The organism is Aeromicrobium yanjiei (assembly GCF_009649075.1).
Taxonomy (GTDB): Bacteria; Actinomycetota; Actinomycetes; order Propionibacteriales; family Nocardioidaceae; genus Aeromicrobium; species Aeromicrobium yanjiei.
This window is the reverse complement of record NZ_CP045737.1, coordinates 2,997,806-3,015,119: the sequence shown is the minus strand read 5'-3', so window position 1 is coordinate 3,015,119 and position 17,314 is coordinate 2,997,806. Positions and strand designations below refer to the sequence as shown.

General features: G+C 71.0%; 17 protein-coding genes. 11 read left to right on the top strand and 6 right to left on the bottom strand.

Features of this window, described 5'->3' with window-relative positions:
- The first annotated feature begins 155 nt into the window (after positions 1-155).
- The 3 genes from GEV26_RS14730 (at position 156) to GEV26_RS14720 (ending at position 1,742) form a co-directional block, all read left to right on the top strand.
- The gene (locus GEV26_RS14730) at positions 156-551 is read left to right on the top strand and encodes a DUF5709 domain-containing protein (RefSeq protein ID WP_153654262.1); all 396 of its coding nucleotides are present in this window, start codon (positions 156-158) and stop codon (positions 549-551) included.
- 70 nt (positions 552-621) lie between these two features.
- On the top strand, positions 622-1,377 hold the full coding sequence (locus GEV26_RS14725; protein ID WP_153654260.1) for a lysophospholipid acyltransferase family protein: 756 nt from the start codon (positions 622-624) through the stop codon (positions 1,375-1,377).
- 59 nt (positions 1,378-1,436) lie between these two features.
- Positions 1,437-1,742, top strand: coding sequence for a DUF427 domain-containing protein (locus tag GEV26_RS14720; protein WP_153654258.1), 306 nt, complete (start codon positions 1,437-1,439; stop codon positions 1,740-1,742).
- Here GEV26_RS14720 and GEV26_RS14715 read toward each other — a convergent pair whose 3' ends face one another.
- Positions 1,743-2,246: a DinB family protein gene (locus tag GEV26_RS14715; RefSeq protein WP_153654256.1), complete on the bottom strand. Its 504-nt coding sequence runs from the start codon at positions 2,244-2,246 to the stop codon at positions 1,743-1,745.
- A 25-nt stretch (positions 2,247-2,271) separates the two neighbouring features.
- Between GEV26_RS14715 and tsaD the strand changes: the two genes are divergently transcribed.
- Both tsaD and GEV26_RS14705 read left to right on the top strand, forming a co-directional pair.
- On the top strand, positions 2,272-3,318 hold the full coding sequence (gene tsaD / locus GEV26_RS14710) for a tRNA (adenosine(37)-N6)-threonylcarbamoyltransferase complex transferase subunit TsaD (RefSeq protein ID WP_243838775.1): 1,047 nt from the start codon (positions 2,272-2,274) through the stop codon (positions 3,316-3,318).
- A 1-nt stretch (position 3,319) separates the two neighbouring features.
- Entirely contained in the window at positions 3,320-4,978 is a 1,659-nt protein-coding gene (locus GEV26_RS14705; RefSeq protein WP_153654254.1) for a glycoside hydrolase family 3 N-terminal domain-containing protein, read from the top strand.
- Between the two features lie 12 nt (positions 4,979-4,990).
- Here GEV26_RS14705 and GEV26_RS14700 read toward each other — a convergent pair whose 3' ends face one another.
- Genes GEV26_RS14700 through GEV26_RS14685 form a run of 4 tightly spaced genes read right to left on the bottom strand, consistent with a single transcriptional unit; the run spans position 4,991 to position 8,288 of the window.
- Complete coding sequence (locus tag GEV26_RS14700) at positions 4,991-5,842, bottom strand: 5-oxoprolinase subunit C family protein (protein WP_153654253.1); 852 nt, start codon at positions 5,840-5,842, stop codon at positions 4,991-4,993.
- Complete coding sequence (pxpB, locus tag GEV26_RS14695) at positions 5,839-6,420, bottom strand: 5-oxoprolinase subunit PxpB (protein ID WP_153654251.1); 582 nt, start codon at positions 6,418-6,420, stop codon at positions 5,839-5,841. The genes GEV26_RS14700 and pxpB overlap by 4 nt, the downstream gene beginning before the upstream one ends.
- Entirely contained in the window at positions 6,417-7,130 is a 714-nt protein-coding gene (locus GEV26_RS14690) for a LamB/YcsF family protein (protein WP_153654249.1), read from the bottom strand. The genes pxpB and GEV26_RS14690 overlap by 4 nt, the downstream gene beginning before the upstream one ends.
- Before the next feature lie 3 nt (positions 7,131-7,133).
- Positions 7,134-8,288: a class I SAM-dependent methyltransferase gene (locus GEV26_RS14685; protein ID WP_153654247.1), complete on the bottom strand. Its 1,155-nt coding sequence runs from the start codon at positions 8,286-8,288 to the stop codon at positions 7,134-7,136.
- A gap of 71 nt (positions 8,289-8,359) precedes the next feature.
- On the opposite strand from GEV26_RS14685, the gene GEV26_RS14680 reads away from it, so the two are divergent.
- The 5 genes from GEV26_RS14680 to GEV26_RS14660 all read left to right on the top strand — a co-directional run bounded on the left by GEV26_RS14680 (position 8,360) and on the right by GEV26_RS14660 (position 15,008).
- Positions 8,360-10,393 carry an MDR family MFS transporter gene (locus tag GEV26_RS14680; protein ID WP_153654246.1) on the top strand — a complete coding sequence of 678 codons (2,034 nt, stop codon included), beginning with the start codon at positions 8,360-8,362 and terminating at the stop codon, positions 10,391-10,393.
- A gap of 123 nt (positions 10,394-10,516) precedes the next feature.
- Complete coding sequence (groES, locus tag GEV26_RS14675) at positions 10,517-10,810, top strand: co-chaperone GroES (RefSeq protein ID WP_056606353.1); 294 nt, start codon at positions 10,517-10,519, stop codon at positions 10,808-10,810.
- 101 nt (positions 10,811-10,911) lie between these two features.
- A complete protein-coding gene (gene groL / locus GEV26_RS14670) occupies positions 10,912-12,516 on the top strand; it encodes a chaperonin GroEL (protein WP_153654244.1) in 1,605 nt (534 codons plus the stop codon).
- Positions 12,517-12,578: 62 nt separating this feature from the next.
- Positions 12,579-14,003 (top strand): RNB domain-containing ribonuclease, encoded by a 1,425-nt coding sequence (locus GEV26_RS14665; RefSeq protein ID WP_153654242.1) that lies wholly within the window; start codon positions 12,579-12,581, stop codon positions 14,001-14,003.
- A gap of 9 nt (positions 14,004-14,012) precedes the next feature.
- Complete coding sequence (locus GEV26_RS14660) at positions 14,013-15,008, top strand: ABC transporter substrate-binding protein (protein ID WP_153654240.1); 996 nt, start codon at positions 14,013-14,015, stop codon at positions 15,006-15,008.
- 60 nt (positions 15,009-15,068) lie between these two features.
- On the opposite strand, the gene GEV26_RS14655 is transcribed toward GEV26_RS14660, so the two are convergent.
- Entirely contained in the window at positions 15,069-15,671 is a 603-nt protein-coding gene (locus tag GEV26_RS14655; protein WP_194839881.1) for a TetR/AcrR family transcriptional regulator, read from the bottom strand.
- Between the two features lie 100 nt (positions 15,672-15,771).
- On the opposite strand from GEV26_RS14655, the gene guaB reads away from it, so the two are divergent.
- A complete protein-coding gene (gene guaB / locus GEV26_RS14650) occupies positions 15,772-17,283 on the top strand; it encodes an IMP dehydrogenase (RefSeq protein ID WP_153654236.1) in 1,512 nt (503 codons plus the stop codon).
- Positions 17,284-17,314: the final 31 nt, after the last annotated feature.

The window sequence follows — 17,314 nt, the reverse complement described above, 5'->3', positions numbered from 1 at the left end:
CAGGATCCGGTCACCCCCAACCCAGATTTGCGGACTCCTGCACCGAATCCGTAGCGCGGAACGGTGCAGGAGCCCGCAAATCTGGGCTGGGTTTTTTTGCTGGTCGAGGCGCCCGCTCCTCTTGCGTGTCGGCGTCGGCGTGCGACGCTGGAAGCATGACTGAGACACCCAACGAGCGCACGAACGAGCCCACGGAGATCCTCGATCAGGACGCCGTGTTCGCGGATCCCGACGAGGTCCTGGACTCGGGGTACTCGCCGCCGGAGAGCTACCGGGGCGAGGGATTCGGCACGACCGCCGAGGAGCAGCTGGAAGGTGAGACCTTGGACGAGCGACTCCGCCAGGAGGAGCCCGAGCCCGATCCGTACGCCGTCGCGGACGAGGAGGTCCTCGACGACGGTGAGGTCGGGGCGGAGCGCGCCGGCCGTCTCGTCGACCCCGACGGCGGCATCGGCGAGGACACCGAGAAGGACCTCATCGGCGAGGACGTCGGGATCGACGGCGCCGCATCGAGCGCCGAGGAGGCCGCGGTCCACGTCATCGAGGACTGACCGCCACCAACTACTGCACGCGTGCACTCGGCCACCCGCCGAGTGCACGCGTGTGCACTACTCTGGCGCCATGCGCGACTTCACGTATCCGGCCACGATCCTGACCGCCAAGACGCTGTTCAAGGTCCTCGGGATGAAGTTCCAGATGACCGGAACCGAGCACATCCCCCGCACCGGCGGCGCGATCCTGGCGGCCAACCACATCAGCTACGTCGACTTCATCTTCGACGGGCTCGCGGCCCAGCCGAGCGGTCGCCTGGTGCGGTTCATGGCCAAGAAGGACGCGTTCGACCACAAGGTCTCCGGGCCCGTCATGCGCTCGTACCACCACATCAGCGTCGACCGCGACAACGGCCAGCAGTCGTACGACGACGCGGTTCGCTACGCCCGTGAGGGTGAGATCGTCGGCATCTTCCCCGAGGCCACGATCAGCCGCGCGTTCGAGATCAAGGAGCTCAAGACCGGAGCCGTGCGCATGGCCGCCGAGGCAGGCGTCCCGCTGATCCCGATGGTCACGTGGGGCACACAGCTGCTGAAGACCAAGGATCACCCGTCGGACCTGACGGGCCGGGGCAAGACGATCGGCCTGCACGTCGGTGCGCCGCTGGAGGTGACGGGGGAGGACCCCGTGGCCGAGACCGCACGACTGCGCGCGGCGATGAGCGACCTGCTGGACCGAGCGATCCTCGAGTACCCCCTCAGCCCCGTCGGCCAGTGGTGGGCCCCGGCTCGCCACGGCGGCACCGCCCCGACGCTCGAGGAGGCGGCACGGCTCGACGAGCAGGAGTACGCCGCCCGCGCTGCCCGGCGTTCTGCCGGCCGCTGAGACCTCGCGGGGCTCGACCCGCGGGTGCAGACTGGGAGGCACAGACCCAGGAGGCACACATGAAGGCAGTCGTCGGGTCCACGGTCGTCGCCGAGGCGCCCACCGAGGACCTCGTGAAGATCGAGGGCAACTGGTACTTCCCGCCGTCGAGCCTGGCCGACGGTGCGTTCGAGAAGAGTCCCACGGCCTACCACTGCCCGTGGAAGGGCGATGCGCAGTACTGGAACGTCGGATCGGGCGACGACGTCGCGCGTGACGGCGGCTGGTCCTACCCCGACCCGATCCCGACCGCATTCGACCGCGTGGGCAGCGACTTCAGCGGCTACGTCGCGTTCGACCGGTCACAGGTCAGCATCGAGGAGTAGTCAGTCGCCGGTCGAGCCGTCGGCGAGCTCGCGCAGGATGTCGAGGTGGCCGTTGTGGCGGGCGGTCTCCTCGATGAGGTGCTGCAGGATCCACCGCGCGGTCACCGGATGCTCGATGCGTCCGCCGCGGCGCACCATGTCGAGGTCGACCTCGGCGAAGACTGCGCGGGTGCGGGCGGCCTCCTGCTCGTACAGGTCGATCACCTCGGCGACGGTGAGGCTCTCGCCCTGGCGGAACTCCGCATCCGGGTCCTCCTCGCTCCACGGCGCGTCGTCCTCCCCGCCGAACAGATCGGCGTTGATCCACGATCGCTCGACCCAGCGCAGGTGGTTGAGCAGGTTGACGGGGCTCATCAGCGGTGACCCCGCGAGCGGCGCCCGGTGGCCCAGCTCCTCGCTCAAGCCACTGACCTTCATGACCGCGGTGTCCTGCGCGTAGTGCAGCACCTGCAGCAGGACCGACCGCTCGTCGTACGCCTGGGGGATGTCGTCGGTGCGTGCCATCTGCCCACCCTGACACAATGTGCTGGTGAGTGAACCGTTGGTGATGGGTATCGAGTCGTCCTGCGACGAGACCGGAGTAGGCATCGTGCGCGGCACCGAGCTGCTCGCGCACGCACTGAGCTCGAGCATGGAGCAGCACGTGCGCTTCGGCGGCGTCGTGCCCGAGGTCGCGAGCCGCGCGCACCTCGAGGCGATGGTGCCCACGCTCGAGCAGGCGTACGCCGAGTCGGGCATCCGGGTGCAGGACGTCGACGCGATCGCGGTGACCAGCGGGCCGGGCCTGACCGGTGCGCTGCTGGTCGGCGTCGCGGCGGCGAAGGCGCTCGCGCTGGCCCACGACAAGCCGCTCTACGGGGTCAACCACCTGGCCGCCCACGTCGCGGTCGACCAGCTCGAGCACGGCCGCTTCGACCAGCGGGTCGCGGCGCTCCTGGTCAGCGGGGGGCACACCGAGCTGTTGCTCGTGGACGACATCGTCACCGACATCACGATGCTCGGTCAGACGATCGACGACGCCGCGGGCGAGGCGTTCGACAAGGTCGCCCGCCTGCTGGACCTGCCCTACCCGGGCGGACCGCACATCGACCGGGTCGCCCGCGACGGCGATCCGACTGCGATCGCGTTCCCCCGAGGCCTCACGACCGGACGCGACCTGGACAAGCACCGCTACGACTTCTCCTTCTCCGGGCTCAAGAGCGCGGTCGCCCGCCACGTCCAGCACGAGCAGCGCATGGGGCGGAGCATCTCGACCGCCGACGTCGCCGCCTCGTTCCAGGACGCGGTCTGCGACGTGCTGACCAAGAAGACGATCGCGGCGTGCGTCGAGCACGACGTCGACACGCTGATCATCGGGGGAGGGGTGGCCGCCAACGGACGGCTGCGTCACTACGCCGAGGAGCGCGCCGCCAAGGCCGGCATCAAGGTGCGCATCCCGCGGATGGGGCTGTGCACCGACAACGGCGCGATGGTTGCCGCGCTCGGTGCCGAGGTCGTACGACGCGGTGTGGCCCCGTCCGCGCTCGACCTGCCGGTCGACTCGAGCATGCCCGTGACCCACGTGGTCGCGGCCTGAGGTGTCGGCCTCACGCCGGGCCCGTCGCCTGGCCGTCCTCATCGGCTTGACCGTCGTGGCGCTCGTCGTCGCGGGCGGCGTCGTGTGGTGGGCGGACCGCGACACCTCGTCGCCCGGCTCCCCAGCGGCAGCCCCGAGCGCGGGCGACGCGCCCCGGGCGAAGGCCGCGAAGGAGCCGGCCGGCTGGGGGCCGACCGCGGCCGAGAAGGACCAGGCGCGCTCTCTCGCGGAGGGGCTGTCGCTCAAGGAGCTCGCCGGACAGCTCATCATCGCGCGCAGCTTCTCCAACGAGTCGTCGCTCGAGCTCGTGCGCGACAAGCACTTCGCGGGCGTGATGGTGACGGGACAGCAGATCCTCGATGTCACGACCGACGACCCGCTGGACAGCGTCAAGGCGTTCAACCGACAGCTGCAGGACGCGGGCAAGGACCGCGGCTTCCCCGTCATGGTGCCGATCGACCAGGAGGGCGGGCTGGTCGCGCGCCTGGCCGATCCGCTCACGACGTTCCCGAGCTTCATGTCCGCGGGCGCGGCTGTCGCGGGGCACGGCGCTCGCGGCGAGGCCGTCGTGACCGCCGCGGCGCGGGCCTCCGGCGCCGAGCTGCGTGCCGCGGGCTACAACACGGTCTTCGCCCCCGACGGTGACATCACGATCGGCCCCGCCGACCCGATCATCGGCAGCCGCTCCGCAGGCTCGGAGCCCGAGACGGTGGCGCGCGCGGTGGTCGCAGCGGTGGACGGCTACTCCGAGGCCGGGATGATCTCGGCGGTCAAGCACTTCCCCGGCCACAACGTGGACGAGGACAGCCACGAGGGCCTGCCGGTCCTGCGCAGCGACCGCGAGCGGCTGCGGAGCCACGACCTGGTGCCGTTCGCGGCGGCGGTCGCGGAAGCCGCCCCCGGCATCATGACCGGCCACCTCGACGTGCCCGCGATCGACAAGGGCGTGCCGGCCTCGATGTCGCACAAGGTCATCACGCGCGGGCTGCGCGACAACCTGGGCTTCGACGGGCTCGTCATCAGCGACTCCCTCGGCATGGGCGCGGTCATGAACCGCTATCCGGGCGGCGACGCGACCGTCGAGGCGATCAAGGCGGGCAGCGACCTCGCCCTGATGCCGGCCGACAACGACGAGGCGTACGACGCGGTGCTCGAGGCGCTGCGGTCGGGGGAGATCCCCGAGCAGCAGGCCCGTCGCTCCGCGGCCCGCACGATCGCGTACCTGTTGCACGCACAGTCCTCGCCCGAGCTGCCGGGGAAGCCGGGCAGCCACGTGGCCGAGTCGCAGGCGCTGAGCGCCGCGGCCGCCACGATCGTGGCCCACCCGTGCCCCGTCCCGAAGATCACCGGGGTCGTCCCGGTGGGATCGCCCGAGGCGGTCACGGCCTTCCGGACCGCCGCGGAAGAGGCCGGACTGCCCGTCGGAGCGGGGACGACGGTCGTGTTCCTCGGGCCGGGGTCCTCGGGCGGGTCGGGCGACGTCGTGGTCTCGACCGACGCGCCGTACGGGCTGGCGTCCAGCGCTGCGCCGACCAAGATCGCTCTCTACGGTCGTGGCGTCCCCGCGATGCGGGCGTTGGTCCAGGTCCTGCAGGGCAAGGCTCGCGCGCAGGGGCAGCTCCCGGTCGACGTCGGGGTTCCCGCACCCAAGCGCTGCTGAGCCGGCGTGCGGTCAGGGCCGCCGCCGGAAGCGCACGACCTGCCCGGGGCGCGCCTGGGCGAGTCGGTCGGTGTGCGCATCGAGCACCACGGCGATGACCGGGTAGCCGCCGGTCACGGGATGATCGGGCCCGAAGACGATGGGCAAGCCGTCGGCAGCCACCTGGACGCTGCCCCGCAAGCAGGGCTCGCTGGGCAGCTCGGCGTCGCGTGCGCGTCGGAGGACCCCGCCGGTCAACCGGACGCCGACCCGGTCCGACACCGGGCTGACCTGCCACGGATCGTCGAGCAGGCGCCGCACGGCCGCGGGCACGAACCAGTCGTCGCGCGGGCCCAGCACGACGTCCACGGTGATCTCGCCGGTGCGCGCGAGCGCGGGCACGTCCTCGAGGTGCGGCGGGGGCCGGCCGACCCCGGTGCGCAGGGTCTCGCCGGCGCGAAGCGGTGCCGGTCCGAGGCCCGCGAGCGTGTCGGTCGAGGCCGATCCGAGCTCCGCCGCGACCGCGAGGCCTCCGGACACGCCGACGTACGTGCGCAGGCCCCAGGTCGGCGGATCGACGGCCAGGCGCTGACCGGTGTCCAGGCGCAGGGCACGCCCGGCAGGGACCTGGCGACCGTCGATCGTCACCGGCCCGGCCGCGCCGGTCACCGCGACGACGTGCGGCGCTGCCGCGCGGAGCACGAGCCCGCCGGCCACCACCTCGATCGCGGCGGCCCCGTCGTCGTTGCCGAGCAGGGCGTTGGCCTGCCGGAGCGCGCCGCGGTCGAAGGCGCCCGAGGCGCTGACCCCGAGGTGGCCGAGTCCCGGACGGCCGCGGTCCTGCACGAGGCTGAGCGGCCCCGGCCGCTCGACGAGGAGCGTCATGCTGCCACGAACCTGACCGTGGCCCCGGCCGTCAGCAGCGCGGGCTCCGGGCGGCCGGAGTCCCACATCGTCACGGGTGTGCGGCCGATGAGCTGCCATCCGCCGGGGGAGGAGCGGGGGTAGACCCCGCTGAACTCACCGGCGAGGCCGACCGACCCGGCGGGGACGCTCGTGCGGGGTGAGCTGCGGCGCGGCACGGCGAGTCGCGGGTCGCCGCCCACGAGATAGGCGAATCCCGGCGCGAAGCCCCCGAACGCGACGGTCCACGGCGTCGCGGTGTGGGCCGTGACGACCTCGTCGGTCCCCAGACCGGTCAGCCGGGCGACGTCGTCGAGGTCCGGACCGTCGTACGCCACGGGGATCTCCACGACGGTCGCGTCGGGCCGCGAGCCGGGGGCCACGGGGGTGGTGCGCTCCACCAGCGCTCGCAGGGCGGACGGCTCGCCTCGCAGCAGCACGGTCCGCGCACCCAGGACGACCTCGGCCTGCCCGTGCAGGGCCGCGAACCAGCCCTGGGCCTCCTCGAGGCTCGTGCAGTCGAGCACGACCGCGCGGTCGCCGCAGGGGCGTACGTTCATGGGGCGCTCGCGACCTCGGCCCCGGCGCCCTCGAGCGCGGACCGCACCGCGCGTGCGAGCTGCAGCGCCCCGGGGCTGTCGCTGTGCACGCAGATCGACGCGACCTCGCCCAGGAGCCGGACCGCCTGCGCGGCGACCGCCTGCGGATCGTCCAGGACCGCGCCCGCCTCTGAGCGGGCCACGAGCCGCCCGTCACTCGTGTAGGCCCGGTCGGCGAAGCCCTCGTGGACGACGGGGATGCCGCGTGCGGCCGCGAGGTCCAGTGAGACCGCGCCCGGCAGCCCGAGGAGGGGGACCGGCGCCACGAGCCGCCGGATCGCGGCGACGACCGCCCGCGCGTGGACCTCGTCGTGCACGATCGTGTTGTAGAGCGCGCCGTGCGGCTTGACGTACGCGACCCGCCCACCGGCGGCGCGGGCGATCTCGTCGAGCAGCAGCACCTGGCCGAGCAGCTCGGCGGCCAGCTCGTCAGCCGGGACATTCCACGGCGCGCGGCCGAAGCCCGCGCGGTCGGGATATCCCACCTGCGCGCCGATCGCGACGCCGCGCTCGACCGCGGCCTCGCAGGTCACCCGCATGAGCTCCGCGTCTCCCGCGTACGCGCCGCAGCAGACGTTGGCGGACGTCACCACGTCGAGCAGCTCGACGTCCTCACCCGAGCGCCACCGCTGCCACGACTCGCCCAGGTCGGCGTTGAGGTCGATCCGCATGACCTAGATCCTCTCCACCAGATAGGCCGCGCCGATCCCCCGGACCCGGGTCATGACCACGAGCGCCGTCGCGGACCCCTTGAGCTTCATCCGGCGCACGACCTCCTCCGGCACGACGTCGACGCCGCGCTTCTTGATCGTCAGCGTGCCGACCCCACGCTCCTGGAGCGCGGCCTTGAGCGCCTTCTCGCGGAACGGCAGCTCCTCGACGATCCGGAACCCGCGGGCCAGCGGAGTGGCCACCGCGCGCTCGGAGCTCACGTACGCGATGTGGGGATCGGGCAGCCAGCCGTCGAGCGTCGCGGCGAGCTCGCCCACCAGGCCGGACCGGATGACCGCGTCGTCCGGCTCGTACAGGTACGTGCCGACGTCGCCGACCTGGACCGGCGCATCGCTCGCGACCAGGCCCGCGCCGGACGGGAGCACCGTGGCGCGTCGGGCCGCCGTCGCGAACGGGACCCCCCAGAGGCACGCCTCGACGAGGTCGCCGCCGTCGCTGACCCACTCGGCCTCCACACCGTCCGGGACGGCGTCGTGGGCCAGCCCTGGCATGACCTTGGCCACGGCCCGGCCGGCCAGAAGCCCCCGCACCCAGTCCCACGGCGGCTGGAGGTCGGCGGTCGAGAACGTCCGTCCCCGGCCGTCACGCCGTGCGGGATCGATGAACGCGACCTCGTCCGGCCGGATGTCCACCTCCCTGGCGTCCGCGCAGACGACCTCTCCGGCCAGGCCTAGCCCGCGGAGGTTGGCCTCGGCGATCGCGGCCCGTACGGGGTCCTGCTCGACGCCGCGGACCGACAGGCCGGCGCGGGCCAGGGCGATGAGGTCGCCGCCGATGCCGCAGCCGAGGTCGACGACCGCCGTGGCGCCGGTCGAGGCCAGGCGCTCAGCGCGGTGGGTCGCGACGCTCATGCGGGTGGACTGCTCGAGGGCGTCATGGGTGAAGAACATCTTCGCGGCGTCGGCGCCGAACTTGCGAACGGCCTTGCCCCGCAGGTGGTTCTGCGTCACTGCCGCGGCCACCAGGTCGACCGGGTGGGTCCGGCGGAGACGGGTGCCGAGAGCCAGGTCGGACTCGACCCCGGCGCGCGCGGCGATCTCTCCGAGGAGCTCCTGTCCCCGGGGGGTCATGAGCTGGGCGAACGTCTCCGGGTCCATGCCCCAAGTCTGCCGGTCGCCCGGGACCTTTGGCGGGCGACGTCCGGGCGGGCCTGTGCGAGCGTCGAGCCATGGCAACGGCGATGGTGGAGGAACGAGCACCGGAGGCGCACACGCTGACCGGACGGGCGCGCACGGTCGCCTTCCTGACCATCGCGCTGGGGATGTTGCTGGCGGCGCTGGACTCGACGGTCGTGTCGACGGCGCTGCCCACGATCGTCGGCGATCTCGGCGGCGGCGACCACGTCTCGTGGGTCGTGACGTCCTACCTGCTGGCGCAGACCGTCGTCACGGCCGTCATCGGCAAGTTCGGCGACCAGTTCGGTCGCAAGACGATCTTCCAGCTGTCCGTCGCGCTGTTCATCATCGGATCGGCGCTGTGCGGCATGGCCCAGGGCATGGGCTGGCTGATCGGCTCCCGCGCGCTCCAGGGTCTCGGTGCGGGCGGCCTCACCGTCACCGCGACCGCCCTGATCGCCGACATCATCCCGCTGCGGGACCGCGGCCGTTACCAGGGCGCGCTCGGCGCGGTCTTCGGCATCACCACCGTCCTGGGGCCGCTGCTGGGCGGCTTCTTCACCGACAACCTGAGCTGGCGCTGGGTGTTCTACATCAACGTGCCGCTTGCGCTGGTGGTCATCGCGGTCGCCGGCCGCACGCTTCCCAACGTCCGGGCGACGGGTCGCCAGGTCATCGACTACGTCGGGATCGTGTTCATCACGATCGGTTCGTCGTGCCTGGTGCTGGCGACCAGCTGGGGCGGCACCACGCATCCGTGGGGGTCGCCCACGATCATCGGCCTGTTCGCCGGCGGAGCGCTGGCCCTGGGGATCTTCGTGCTGGTCGAGCTGCGGGCGGTCCAGCCGATCCTGCCGATGCGCCTGTTCCGCGAACGGGTGTTCTGGACGTGCTGCGCGCTCTCGTTCGTCGTCGGGTTCGCCATGATGGGCTCGATCACGTTCCTGCCGACGTTCCTGCAGTACGTCGACGGCGTGAGTGCCATGGACTCCGGCGTGCGGATGCTGCCGATGGTGCTGGGCCTGATGCTCACCGCGATCACCTCGGGCAACATCGTGAGCAAGACCGGGCGGTACAAGATCTTCCCGGTGGTCGGGACACCCGTCATCGCGATCGGCCTGCTGCTGCTCAGCCGGCTCGACGAGAGCAGCCCGGCGCTCCAGGAGGCCGGGTCGATGTTCGTGCTGGGCCTCGGCATCGGGGCCTCGATGCAGGTCCTGACCATCATCGTGCAGAACACCGTCGACTACCGCGATCTCGGCGTCGCGACCTCCGCGGTGACCTTCTTCCGCACCCTGGGGGGTGCGTTCGGCGCGGCGGTGTTCGGCTCGCTGTACTCCAACTTCTTGTCCGGCCGCCTGCCCGAGGCGATCGCCGCGACCAAGGGAGCGGTGACACCCCAGGACGCGTCCACGCCGTCGGCGCTGCACAAGCTCTCGGACCAGACGATCCAGCCCGTCGTCCACGCCTATGCCGAGTCGCTCGACCACGTCTTCGCGTGGGCGGCGCCGGTGGCGCTGCTGGGACTCCTGATCGCCCTGCTGATCCCGCAGGTCACGCTGCACGGAAGCGTCAAGCCCGGTGCGGCCGACCTGGGCGAGGGCTTCGCGATGCCGGACTCCGCGAGCGCCGAGGACCGGCTGGCCACGCGCATCGCGCGGCTGGTGTACGCCGACCACGGACGCCCGCTGATCCAGATCATGCAGGACGCCGACCTGGGGCTCGACGAGGGCAGGACCTGGGCCCTGCTGGAGGTGCACGGGCGTGCCCGGACGGGCCATCCGGCCAGCCTGGGCGAGGTCGCGCAGGCGCACCGGGTGCCGGCGATCGTCATGCAGCCGACGTTCGAGAGCCTGCTGCACTCGGGACACCTGGCCGGTTCGCTGGGCGATCTCACGATGACGGCGAAGGGCACCGAGGTCATGGAGAAGCTCGGTGCATTCGCCAAGACCTGGATCGTCGGCCACCTGGAGGGCATCGACGACGTGGACGAACCGGTGATCGACGCTGCAATCCAGCGCATCATCGGGCGCCTGCTCAAGGAGATCGCGGAACGCGGCCAGGAGCCGGTAGCAGTCACCTCGTGAGAGTGCTAACTTTGGTACTGGCACTCCCACCATGAGAGTGCTAATTCACAGGTGAGCACGACCCCCGCGACGGCGTTCTCACCTACGTCCAACGTTTCACCGCCTGAAAGGGGAGGTCGACACGTGTCGGTCACCATCAAGCCGCTCGAGGATCGCCTGGTCATCCAGGTCGTCGAAGCAGAGCAGACCACTGCATCCGGACTCGTCATCCCGGACACCGCCAAGGAGAAGCCTCAGGAAGGCATCGTCGTGTCGGTCGGCCCCGGTCGGGTCGACGACAACGGCAACCGCGTCCCGCTCGACGTTGCCGAGGGTGACAAGGTCATCTTCAGCAAGTACGGCGGCACCGAGGTCAAGTACGCGGGCGAGGAGTACCTCATCCTGTCCGCGCGCGACGTTCTCGCTGTCGTTTCGTGATCTGACGCCCCGGCGCCCCCATGCGGGGCGCTGGGGCCTCTCACTTTTCGGACTGCTCCCAGTCCTGGCAAGACCCCCATTTTTCGTAGGAGAGGCAACAGATGCCCAAGATTCTTGAATTTGACGAGACCGCTCGTCGCTCACTCGAGCGCGGCGTGGACAAGCTCGCCAACACCGTCAAGGTGACGCTCGGCCCCAAGGGTCGCTACGTCGTCCTGGACAAGAAGTGGGGCGCCCCCACGATCACCAACGACGGCGTGACCGTCGCCCGCGAGATCGAGCTCGACGACCCGTTCGAGAACCTCGGCGCCCAGCTGGCCAAGGAAGTCGCCACCAAGACCAACGACGTCGCCGGTGACGGCACGACGACCGCGACCGTCCTGGCCCAGGCCATGGTGCACGAGGGCCTGCGCGCCGTCGCCGCCGGCGCCAACCCGGTCGGCCTGAAGAAGGGCATCGAGGCAGCCGTCAAGGCCGTCGTCGAGCGCCTTCACGAGCAGGCCCGCGACGTCGACGACATCAAGGACATGACGGACGTCGCCACGGTGTCCTCGCGCGACGCCCACATCGGTGAGCTCATCGCCGAGGCCTTCGACAAGGTCGGCAAGGACGGTGTCATCACCGTCGAGGAGTCCAACACGATGGGCACCGAGCTCGAGTTCACCGAGGGCATGCAGTTCGACAAGGGCTACCTGTCGCCCTACATGGTGACCGACACCGAGCGCATGGAGGTCGTCCTGGACGATCCCTACATCCTGGTCAACCAGGGCAAGATCTCCTCGGTCAGCGATCTGCTGCCGATCCTGGAGAAGGTCGTCCAGTCCGGCAAGGCGCTGTTCATCATCGCCGAGGACGTCGAGGGCGAGGCCCTGTCGACGCTGGTCGTCAACAAGATCAAGGGCACGTTCACCTCGGCCGCCGTCAAGGCGCCCGCGTTCGGTGACCGCCGCAAGGCCATGCTCCAGGACATCGCGACCCTCACGGGCGCGGAGGTCGTGACGCCCGACGTCGGCCTCAAGCTCGACACGATCGGCCTCGAGGCGCTCGGCACGGCGCGCCGCGTCGTCATCACCAAGGACGACACCACGATCATCGAGGGCGGCGGCGACAAGGCCGACGTCGAGGGTCGCGTCAGCCAGATCAAGGCCGAGATCGACAACACCGACTCGGACTGGGACCGCGAGAAGCTCCAGGAGCGCCTGGCCAAGCTGGCCGGTGGCGTCTGCGTCATCCAGGTCGGCGCAGCCACCGAGGTCGAGCTCAAGGAGAAGAAGCACCGCATCGAGGACGCCGTCTCGGCGACCCGCGCGGCGATCGAGGAAGGCATCGTCGCAGGCGGCGGTTCCGCCCTCGTCCACGCCGTGTCGGTCCTGGACGACAACCTGGGTCTGACCGGTGACGAGGCTGTCGGTGTCCGCATCGTCCGCCTCGGCGCCGACGCCCCGCTCGAGTGGATCGCCCGCAACGGCGGCGTCTCCGGCGAGGTCGTCGTGAACAAGGTCCGCGAGAGCGGACAGGGCTACAACGCGGCCACGGGTGAGTACGGCGACCTGGTCGGCCAGGGCGTCCTGGACCCGGTCAAGGTGACGCGCTCCGCGCTCGCCAACGCCGCGTCCATCACCGCGATGCTCCTGACGACCGAGACGCTGATCGTCGAGAAGCCGGCCGAAGAGGCCGACGAGGCGCACGCGGGTCACAACCACTGATCCGCAGCTGATCGCACGACGCCCGCCCCGGTCCACCGGGGCGGGCGTTGTACGTTCGGGACGTGCCCCATGACTTCGAGTCCGTCCGTGCCGAGCTCGAGCTGCCGCCCGCCGGCGAGACCGACAGGTTCCCGGACGACGTGCTCACCGAGGCCGCGACGATCGCGGCGCGGGGGCCCGCAGAGGGGGAGGACGCCACGGCGATCCCGTTCGTGACGATCGACCCGCCCGGTGCGCGCGATCTGGACCAGGCGATGTTCCTCGAGCGGGTGGGCGAGGGCTTCCGGGTCCACTACGCGATCGCCGACCTCGGGTCCGCGATCGACCCGGGCGGGGCGATCGATGCCGAGGCCAGGCGCCGGGGCCAGACGATCTACCTTCCGGACGGCCGTGTCCCCCTGCACCCGCCGGTCATCTCCGAGGGCACGCTGAGCCTGCTCCCGGGCGAGGTCAGGTCGGCGGCGCTGTGGACCATCGACGTGGATGGTGGGGGTGTTGTGACCGACGCCTCGGTCAGGCGGGCCCGCATCCGGTCCGTCGCCCAGCTCGACTACGAGGGCGCCCAGGCCTCGTTCGACGCCGGGACGCCCCACCCCTCCGTCGAGGCGCTGGCCGACCTGGGTCGCCTGCGGCTCGACGTCCGCGTGGGTCTCGGCGCGATCGAGCTCGCCCTGCCCGAGCAGGAGGTCACGGCCGAGGGTGACGACTGGGTCGTCCGGATGCGCCGGCGCACCGACGTCGACGCCTGGAACGCCGAGATCTCCCTGCTCACGGGGATGGCGGCGGCCCGGCTCATGCTGGATGCCGGCATCGGCCTGCTCCGCACGCTCCCGCAGGCTGACCCGGACGCGGTCGCCGAGCTGTTGCGCACGGCCGCGACGCTGGGCATCCCGGTGGCCGACGGGACGACCGCGGCCGAGGTGCTGGCCGGCCTCGACCCGGACCTGCCGGCCTCGATCGCCCTGATGCGGGAGGCCACGGGTCTGCTCCGGGGGGCGGGCTACACCGCGTTCGACGGCGCCGCCCCGGAGCTGCCGGGCCATGCCGGGATCGGCGCCCCGTACGCCCACGTGACTGCCCCGCTCCGCCGCCTGGTCGACCGGTTCGGCACCGAGATCTGTCTCGCGATCTGCGGGGGCACGGACGTGCCCGCCTGGGTGCGATCGGCCCTGCCCGAGCTCGGCGACCTCATGAGGACGTCCGACCAGCGCGCCGCCAAGGCCGATCGCGCCTGCATCGACCTGGCCGAGGTCTGGGAGCTCGAGTCGCGCATCGGCGAGGTCTTCGACGCGGTCGTCCTGCGGGCGGGCGACGACGAGGGCGAGATCGTGCTGACCAGGCCGCCGACGATCGCGACGTGCCGCGGTGCCGGCCTGCCCGAGGGCGAGCACGTCCGCGTGCGGCTCGCGGAGGTGGACGAGGGGCGACGCCGCGTCGTGTTCACCTATGAGGGGACTCACACGGGAGACCACCTTCCCATAGGTTAGCCTTCCCTTATGAAGAAGACCTTCCTCGCTGCGCTCGCCGCGACGGCGCTCCTGACCCTGTCCGCGTGCGGCGGCTCATCCGACTCCGAGGGTGGTGGCTCCGCCTCCTCCTCGTTCAGCTACAAGGACGACCTCGGCAACCAGATCGATCTCGACAAGGCCCCTGAGCGCCTGCTCGTGCAGTCGTCGATGGCGGCGGCCCTGACCGATCTCGGTCTCGGCGACAAGATCGTCGGCACGTTCGGCCCGCTCAAGACGGCTGACGGGAAGCCCGACTCGCAGGTGGCCGGGCTCGACGTCTCCTCGGTCAAGGACGTCACCGGTGGCGGTGAGTACGGCTCGATCGACCTCGAGGGTGCCGCGGCGCTCAAGCCCGACCTGGTCGTGACGAGCGCCTATCTCGACGACGACCTGTGGTACATCAACGACAAGAGCGCGACCGCGCTGGAGAAGCTCGCGCCGATCCTGGTGGTCAGCTTCGACGGCAAGACCCTGCCCGAGCTGCTGGACGGCACCGAGCGGGCCGCGAAGGCCCTGGGCGCGGACCTGGAGTCCGACAAGGTCACGGCGACGCACGATGCGTTCAAGGCTGCGGCGGACAGGGTCAAGCAGGTCTCGGCCGATCTCGGTGACCGCACGATCCTTGCCGGCTCGGCCGCCACGGACTACTACTACGTCTCCAACCCCAAGGTCAGCCCCGATCTGTCCTACTGGAAGGACGAGCTCGGCCTGCCCCTGACCGTGCCGGACAACCCCGACGAGGGCGGCTACTTCGAGAGCCTCAGCTGGGAGAAGGCCGACAAGTACCCGGCCGACATCTTCTTGTACGACGACCGCATCGGCGAGGCCGGCATGCAGCTGTTCGAGAAGGAGAAGGTCTTCCAGACCCTCGACGCGGCCAAGAACGACGCCTACGTGCCGTGGACGTCGGTCGCGCCGCCGAGCTACCAGGCGTACGCCGACCTCATGGACCGGCTCGCGGACGACCTGGAGAAGCAGAAGTAGGTCCGCCGACCTGAGGGGTCGTGCACCGGGCAACCGGTGTGCGGCCCCTTCGTCGTGGGATCAGGCGTTGCGGCGGGTCTCGAGACCGGCCAGGAAGATGTCCAGCTTGCGGCCGTAGAGACCCCGGCCGGTCCACACCTCATCGGTGTCGTAGGGCTCGACGACGGGGACGTCGTTGCTCTGCTCGTACTTCTCCCGGATGCGGCGCAGACGCGCCATCTGCGAGGACGAGTCGAGGGCCAGGGCCAGCACGAACTCGACCGCCACCGCGGCGTCCTCGCGGGTGAATCCGCCCTTCTGGACCTGGCTGACCCAGCCGGGCATCTGCGCGAGGACGGAGGGCGCGGGGCGAGGTGCCATCTGTGTCGCCCGGTCGAGGCCGGGGTGGGCGTCGCAGGCGCGCCAGGTCGACTCGCCGAGCTCGCGCAGCAGCTCCTCCCACGACAGGTCGGAGCCGGGCCACACCGCGTCCTGGTAGGCGATGTCCATCGCGCGCACCAGGAGGTCGTCGCGATCGGTGACGTAGCGGTAGAGCCCGGAGTGCGCGACACCCAGCCGACGAGCGACCGAGGGCATGCTGAAGCTGTCGATACCGTCGTCGAGGGCCGCTTGGGCGATCACTTCGACAGTGAGGGCCCGCGGGCGCCCTGGCTTGCGCTCCATGGAACACACCCTACTCTGGTCCGGAAAGTGCCGAGTCCATCGCCGTCGTCGCCCCTGCGGGCGCCGGGGGAGGCCTTCGGCCGGGAGATAGCATGGGGTCATGGAGCAGACGGGCATTCCTGACAAGTTCGCATCTCTTGGACTCACGTACGACGACGTGCTCCTGTTGCCGGGGTACTCCGACCTCAACCCGGCGGAGATCGACACGACCTCGCGACTGACGCGGGAGATCACCTTGAAGGTGCCGCTGATCAGCGCCGCGATGGACACCGTGACCGAGTCGCGCATGGCGATCGCGATGGCGCGCCAGGGCGGGATCGGCGTGCTGCACCGCAATCTGTCCCTGCAGGACCAGGCCTATCAGGTCGATCTGGTCAAGCGGACCCAGACCGGGATCATCTCCAACCCCGTCACGATCGGCCCCGACGCGACGCTCGAGGACCTCGACCGGATCTGCGGGGAGTACCGCGTCTCGGGTCTCCCGGTCGTCGACCGCGACAACCGATTGATCGGCATCATCACCAACCGTGACCTGCGGTTCACGCCGCTCGCGGAGTGGGCGACCACCAAGGTCGACGAGATGATGACGCCGATGCCGCTGATCACCGGTGACGTCGGGATCAGCCGTGAGGAGGCGACCCTGCTGCTGCGCAAGCACAAGCGTGAGCGCCTGCCGTTGGTCGACGCAGACGGGCGCCTCGCCGGGCTCATCACGGTCAAGGACTTCGTCAAGGGCGAGCAGTTCCCGCAGGCGTCCTACGACGGCGACGGCCGCCTGATGGTCGGCGCGGCGATCGGCTACTTCGGCGACGCGTGGGAGCGCGCGACGACGCTCATCGAGGCGGGGGTCGACGTGCTCGTCGCCGACACGGCCCACGGTCACGTGCGCCTCCTGCTCGACATCGTCAAGCGGCTCAAGACCGATCCGGCCACCCGCCACGTGCAGGTGATCGGCGGCAACGTCGCGACCCGCGAGGGCGCGCAGGCGTTCGTCGACGCCGGTGCGGACGCCGTCAAGGTCGGCTTCGGCCCCGGCTCGATCTGCACCACCCGTGTCGTGACCGGATGCGGCGTCCCGCAGGTCACCGCGGTCTACGAGGCGTCGCTGGCGGCCAAGGCGGCCGGCATCCCCGTGATCGCCGACGGCGGCCTCCAGCAGTCCGGCGACATCGCCAAGGCCCTCGTCGCAGGCGCGGAGACCGTGATGATCGGGTCCATGCTCGCGGGCGTCGAGGAGTCGCCGAGCGAGGTCATCTTCGTCAACGGCAAGCAGTTCAAGGCATACCGCGGCATGGGATCGCTCGCCGCGATGAGCAGCCGCGGCAAGAAGTCGTACTCGAAGGACCGCTACTTCCAGGCCGAGGTCACGAGCGACGACATGATCGTCCCCGAGGGCGTCGAGGGCCAGGTCGCGTACCGCGGGCCGCTGTCCGCAGTCGCTCACCAGCTCATCGGCGGTCTGACGCAGTCGATGTTCTACGTCGGTGCGCGCACGATCCCCGAGCTGCAGGAGAAGGGCCGCTTCGTCCGGATCACCTCGGCCTCGCTCAAGGAGAGCCACCCCCACGACATCCAGGTGACGGCAGAGGCGCCCAACTACTCGGCTCGCTGAGTGCGGCGCCCGGGTGGCTGTGGTGCGGGCC

What these genes read in the sequence shown, in the direction of transcription:
- GEV26_RS14730 (WP_153654262.1), top strand. Translation starts at nt 156, where the DNA reads ATGACTGAGACACCCAACGAGCGCACGAACGAGCCCACGGAGATCCTC.
- GEV26_RS14725 (WP_153654260.1), top strand. Translation starts at nt 622, where the DNA reads ATGCGCGACTTCACGTATCCGGCCACGATCCTGACCGCCAAGACGCTG.
- GEV26_RS14720 (WP_153654258.1), top strand. Translation starts at nt 1,437, where the DNA reads ATGAAGGCAGTCGTCGGGTCCACGGTCGTCGCCGAGGCGCCCACCGAG.
- GEV26_RS14715 (WP_153654256.1), bottom strand. Translation starts at nt 2,246, where the DNA reads ATGGCACGCACCGACGACATCCCCCAGGCGTACGACGAGCGGTCGGTC.
- GEV26_RS14700 (WP_153654253.1), bottom strand. Translation starts at nt 5,842, where the DNA reads ATGACGCTCCTCGTCGAGCGGCCGGGGCCGCTCAGCCTCGTGCAGGAC.
- pxpB (WP_153654251.1), bottom strand. Translation starts at nt 6,420, where the DNA reads ATGAACGTACGCCCCTGCGGCGACCGCGCGGTCGTGCTCGACTGCACG.
- GEV26_RS14690 (WP_153654249.1), bottom strand. Translation starts at nt 7,130, where the DNA reads ATGCGGATCGACCTCAACGCCGACCTGGGCGAGTCGTGGCAGCGGTGG.
- GEV26_RS14685 (WP_153654247.1), bottom strand. Translation starts at nt 8,288, where the DNA reads ATGGACCCGGAGACGTTCGCCCAGCTCATGACCCCCCGGGGACAGGAG.
- GEV26_RS14680 (WP_153654246.1), top strand. Translation starts at nt 8,360, where the DNA reads ATGGCAACGGCGATGGTGGAGGAACGAGCACCGGAGGCGCACACGCTG.
- groL (WP_153654244.1), top strand. Translation starts at nt 10,912, where the DNA reads ATGCCCAAGATTCTTGAATTTGACGAGACCGCTCGTCGCTCACTCGAG.
- GEV26_RS14660 (WP_153654240.1), top strand. Translation starts at nt 14,013, where the DNA reads ATGAAGAAGACCTTCCTCGCTGCGCTCGCCGCGACGGCGCTCCTGACC.
- GEV26_RS14655 (WP_194839881.1), bottom strand. Translation starts at nt 15,671, where the DNA reads ATGGAGCGCAAGCCAGGGCGCCCGCGGGCCCTCACTGTCGAAGTGATC.
- guaB (WP_153654236.1), top strand. Translation starts at nt 15,772, where the DNA reads ATGGAGCAGACGGGCATTCCTGACAAGTTCGCATCTCTTGGACTCACG.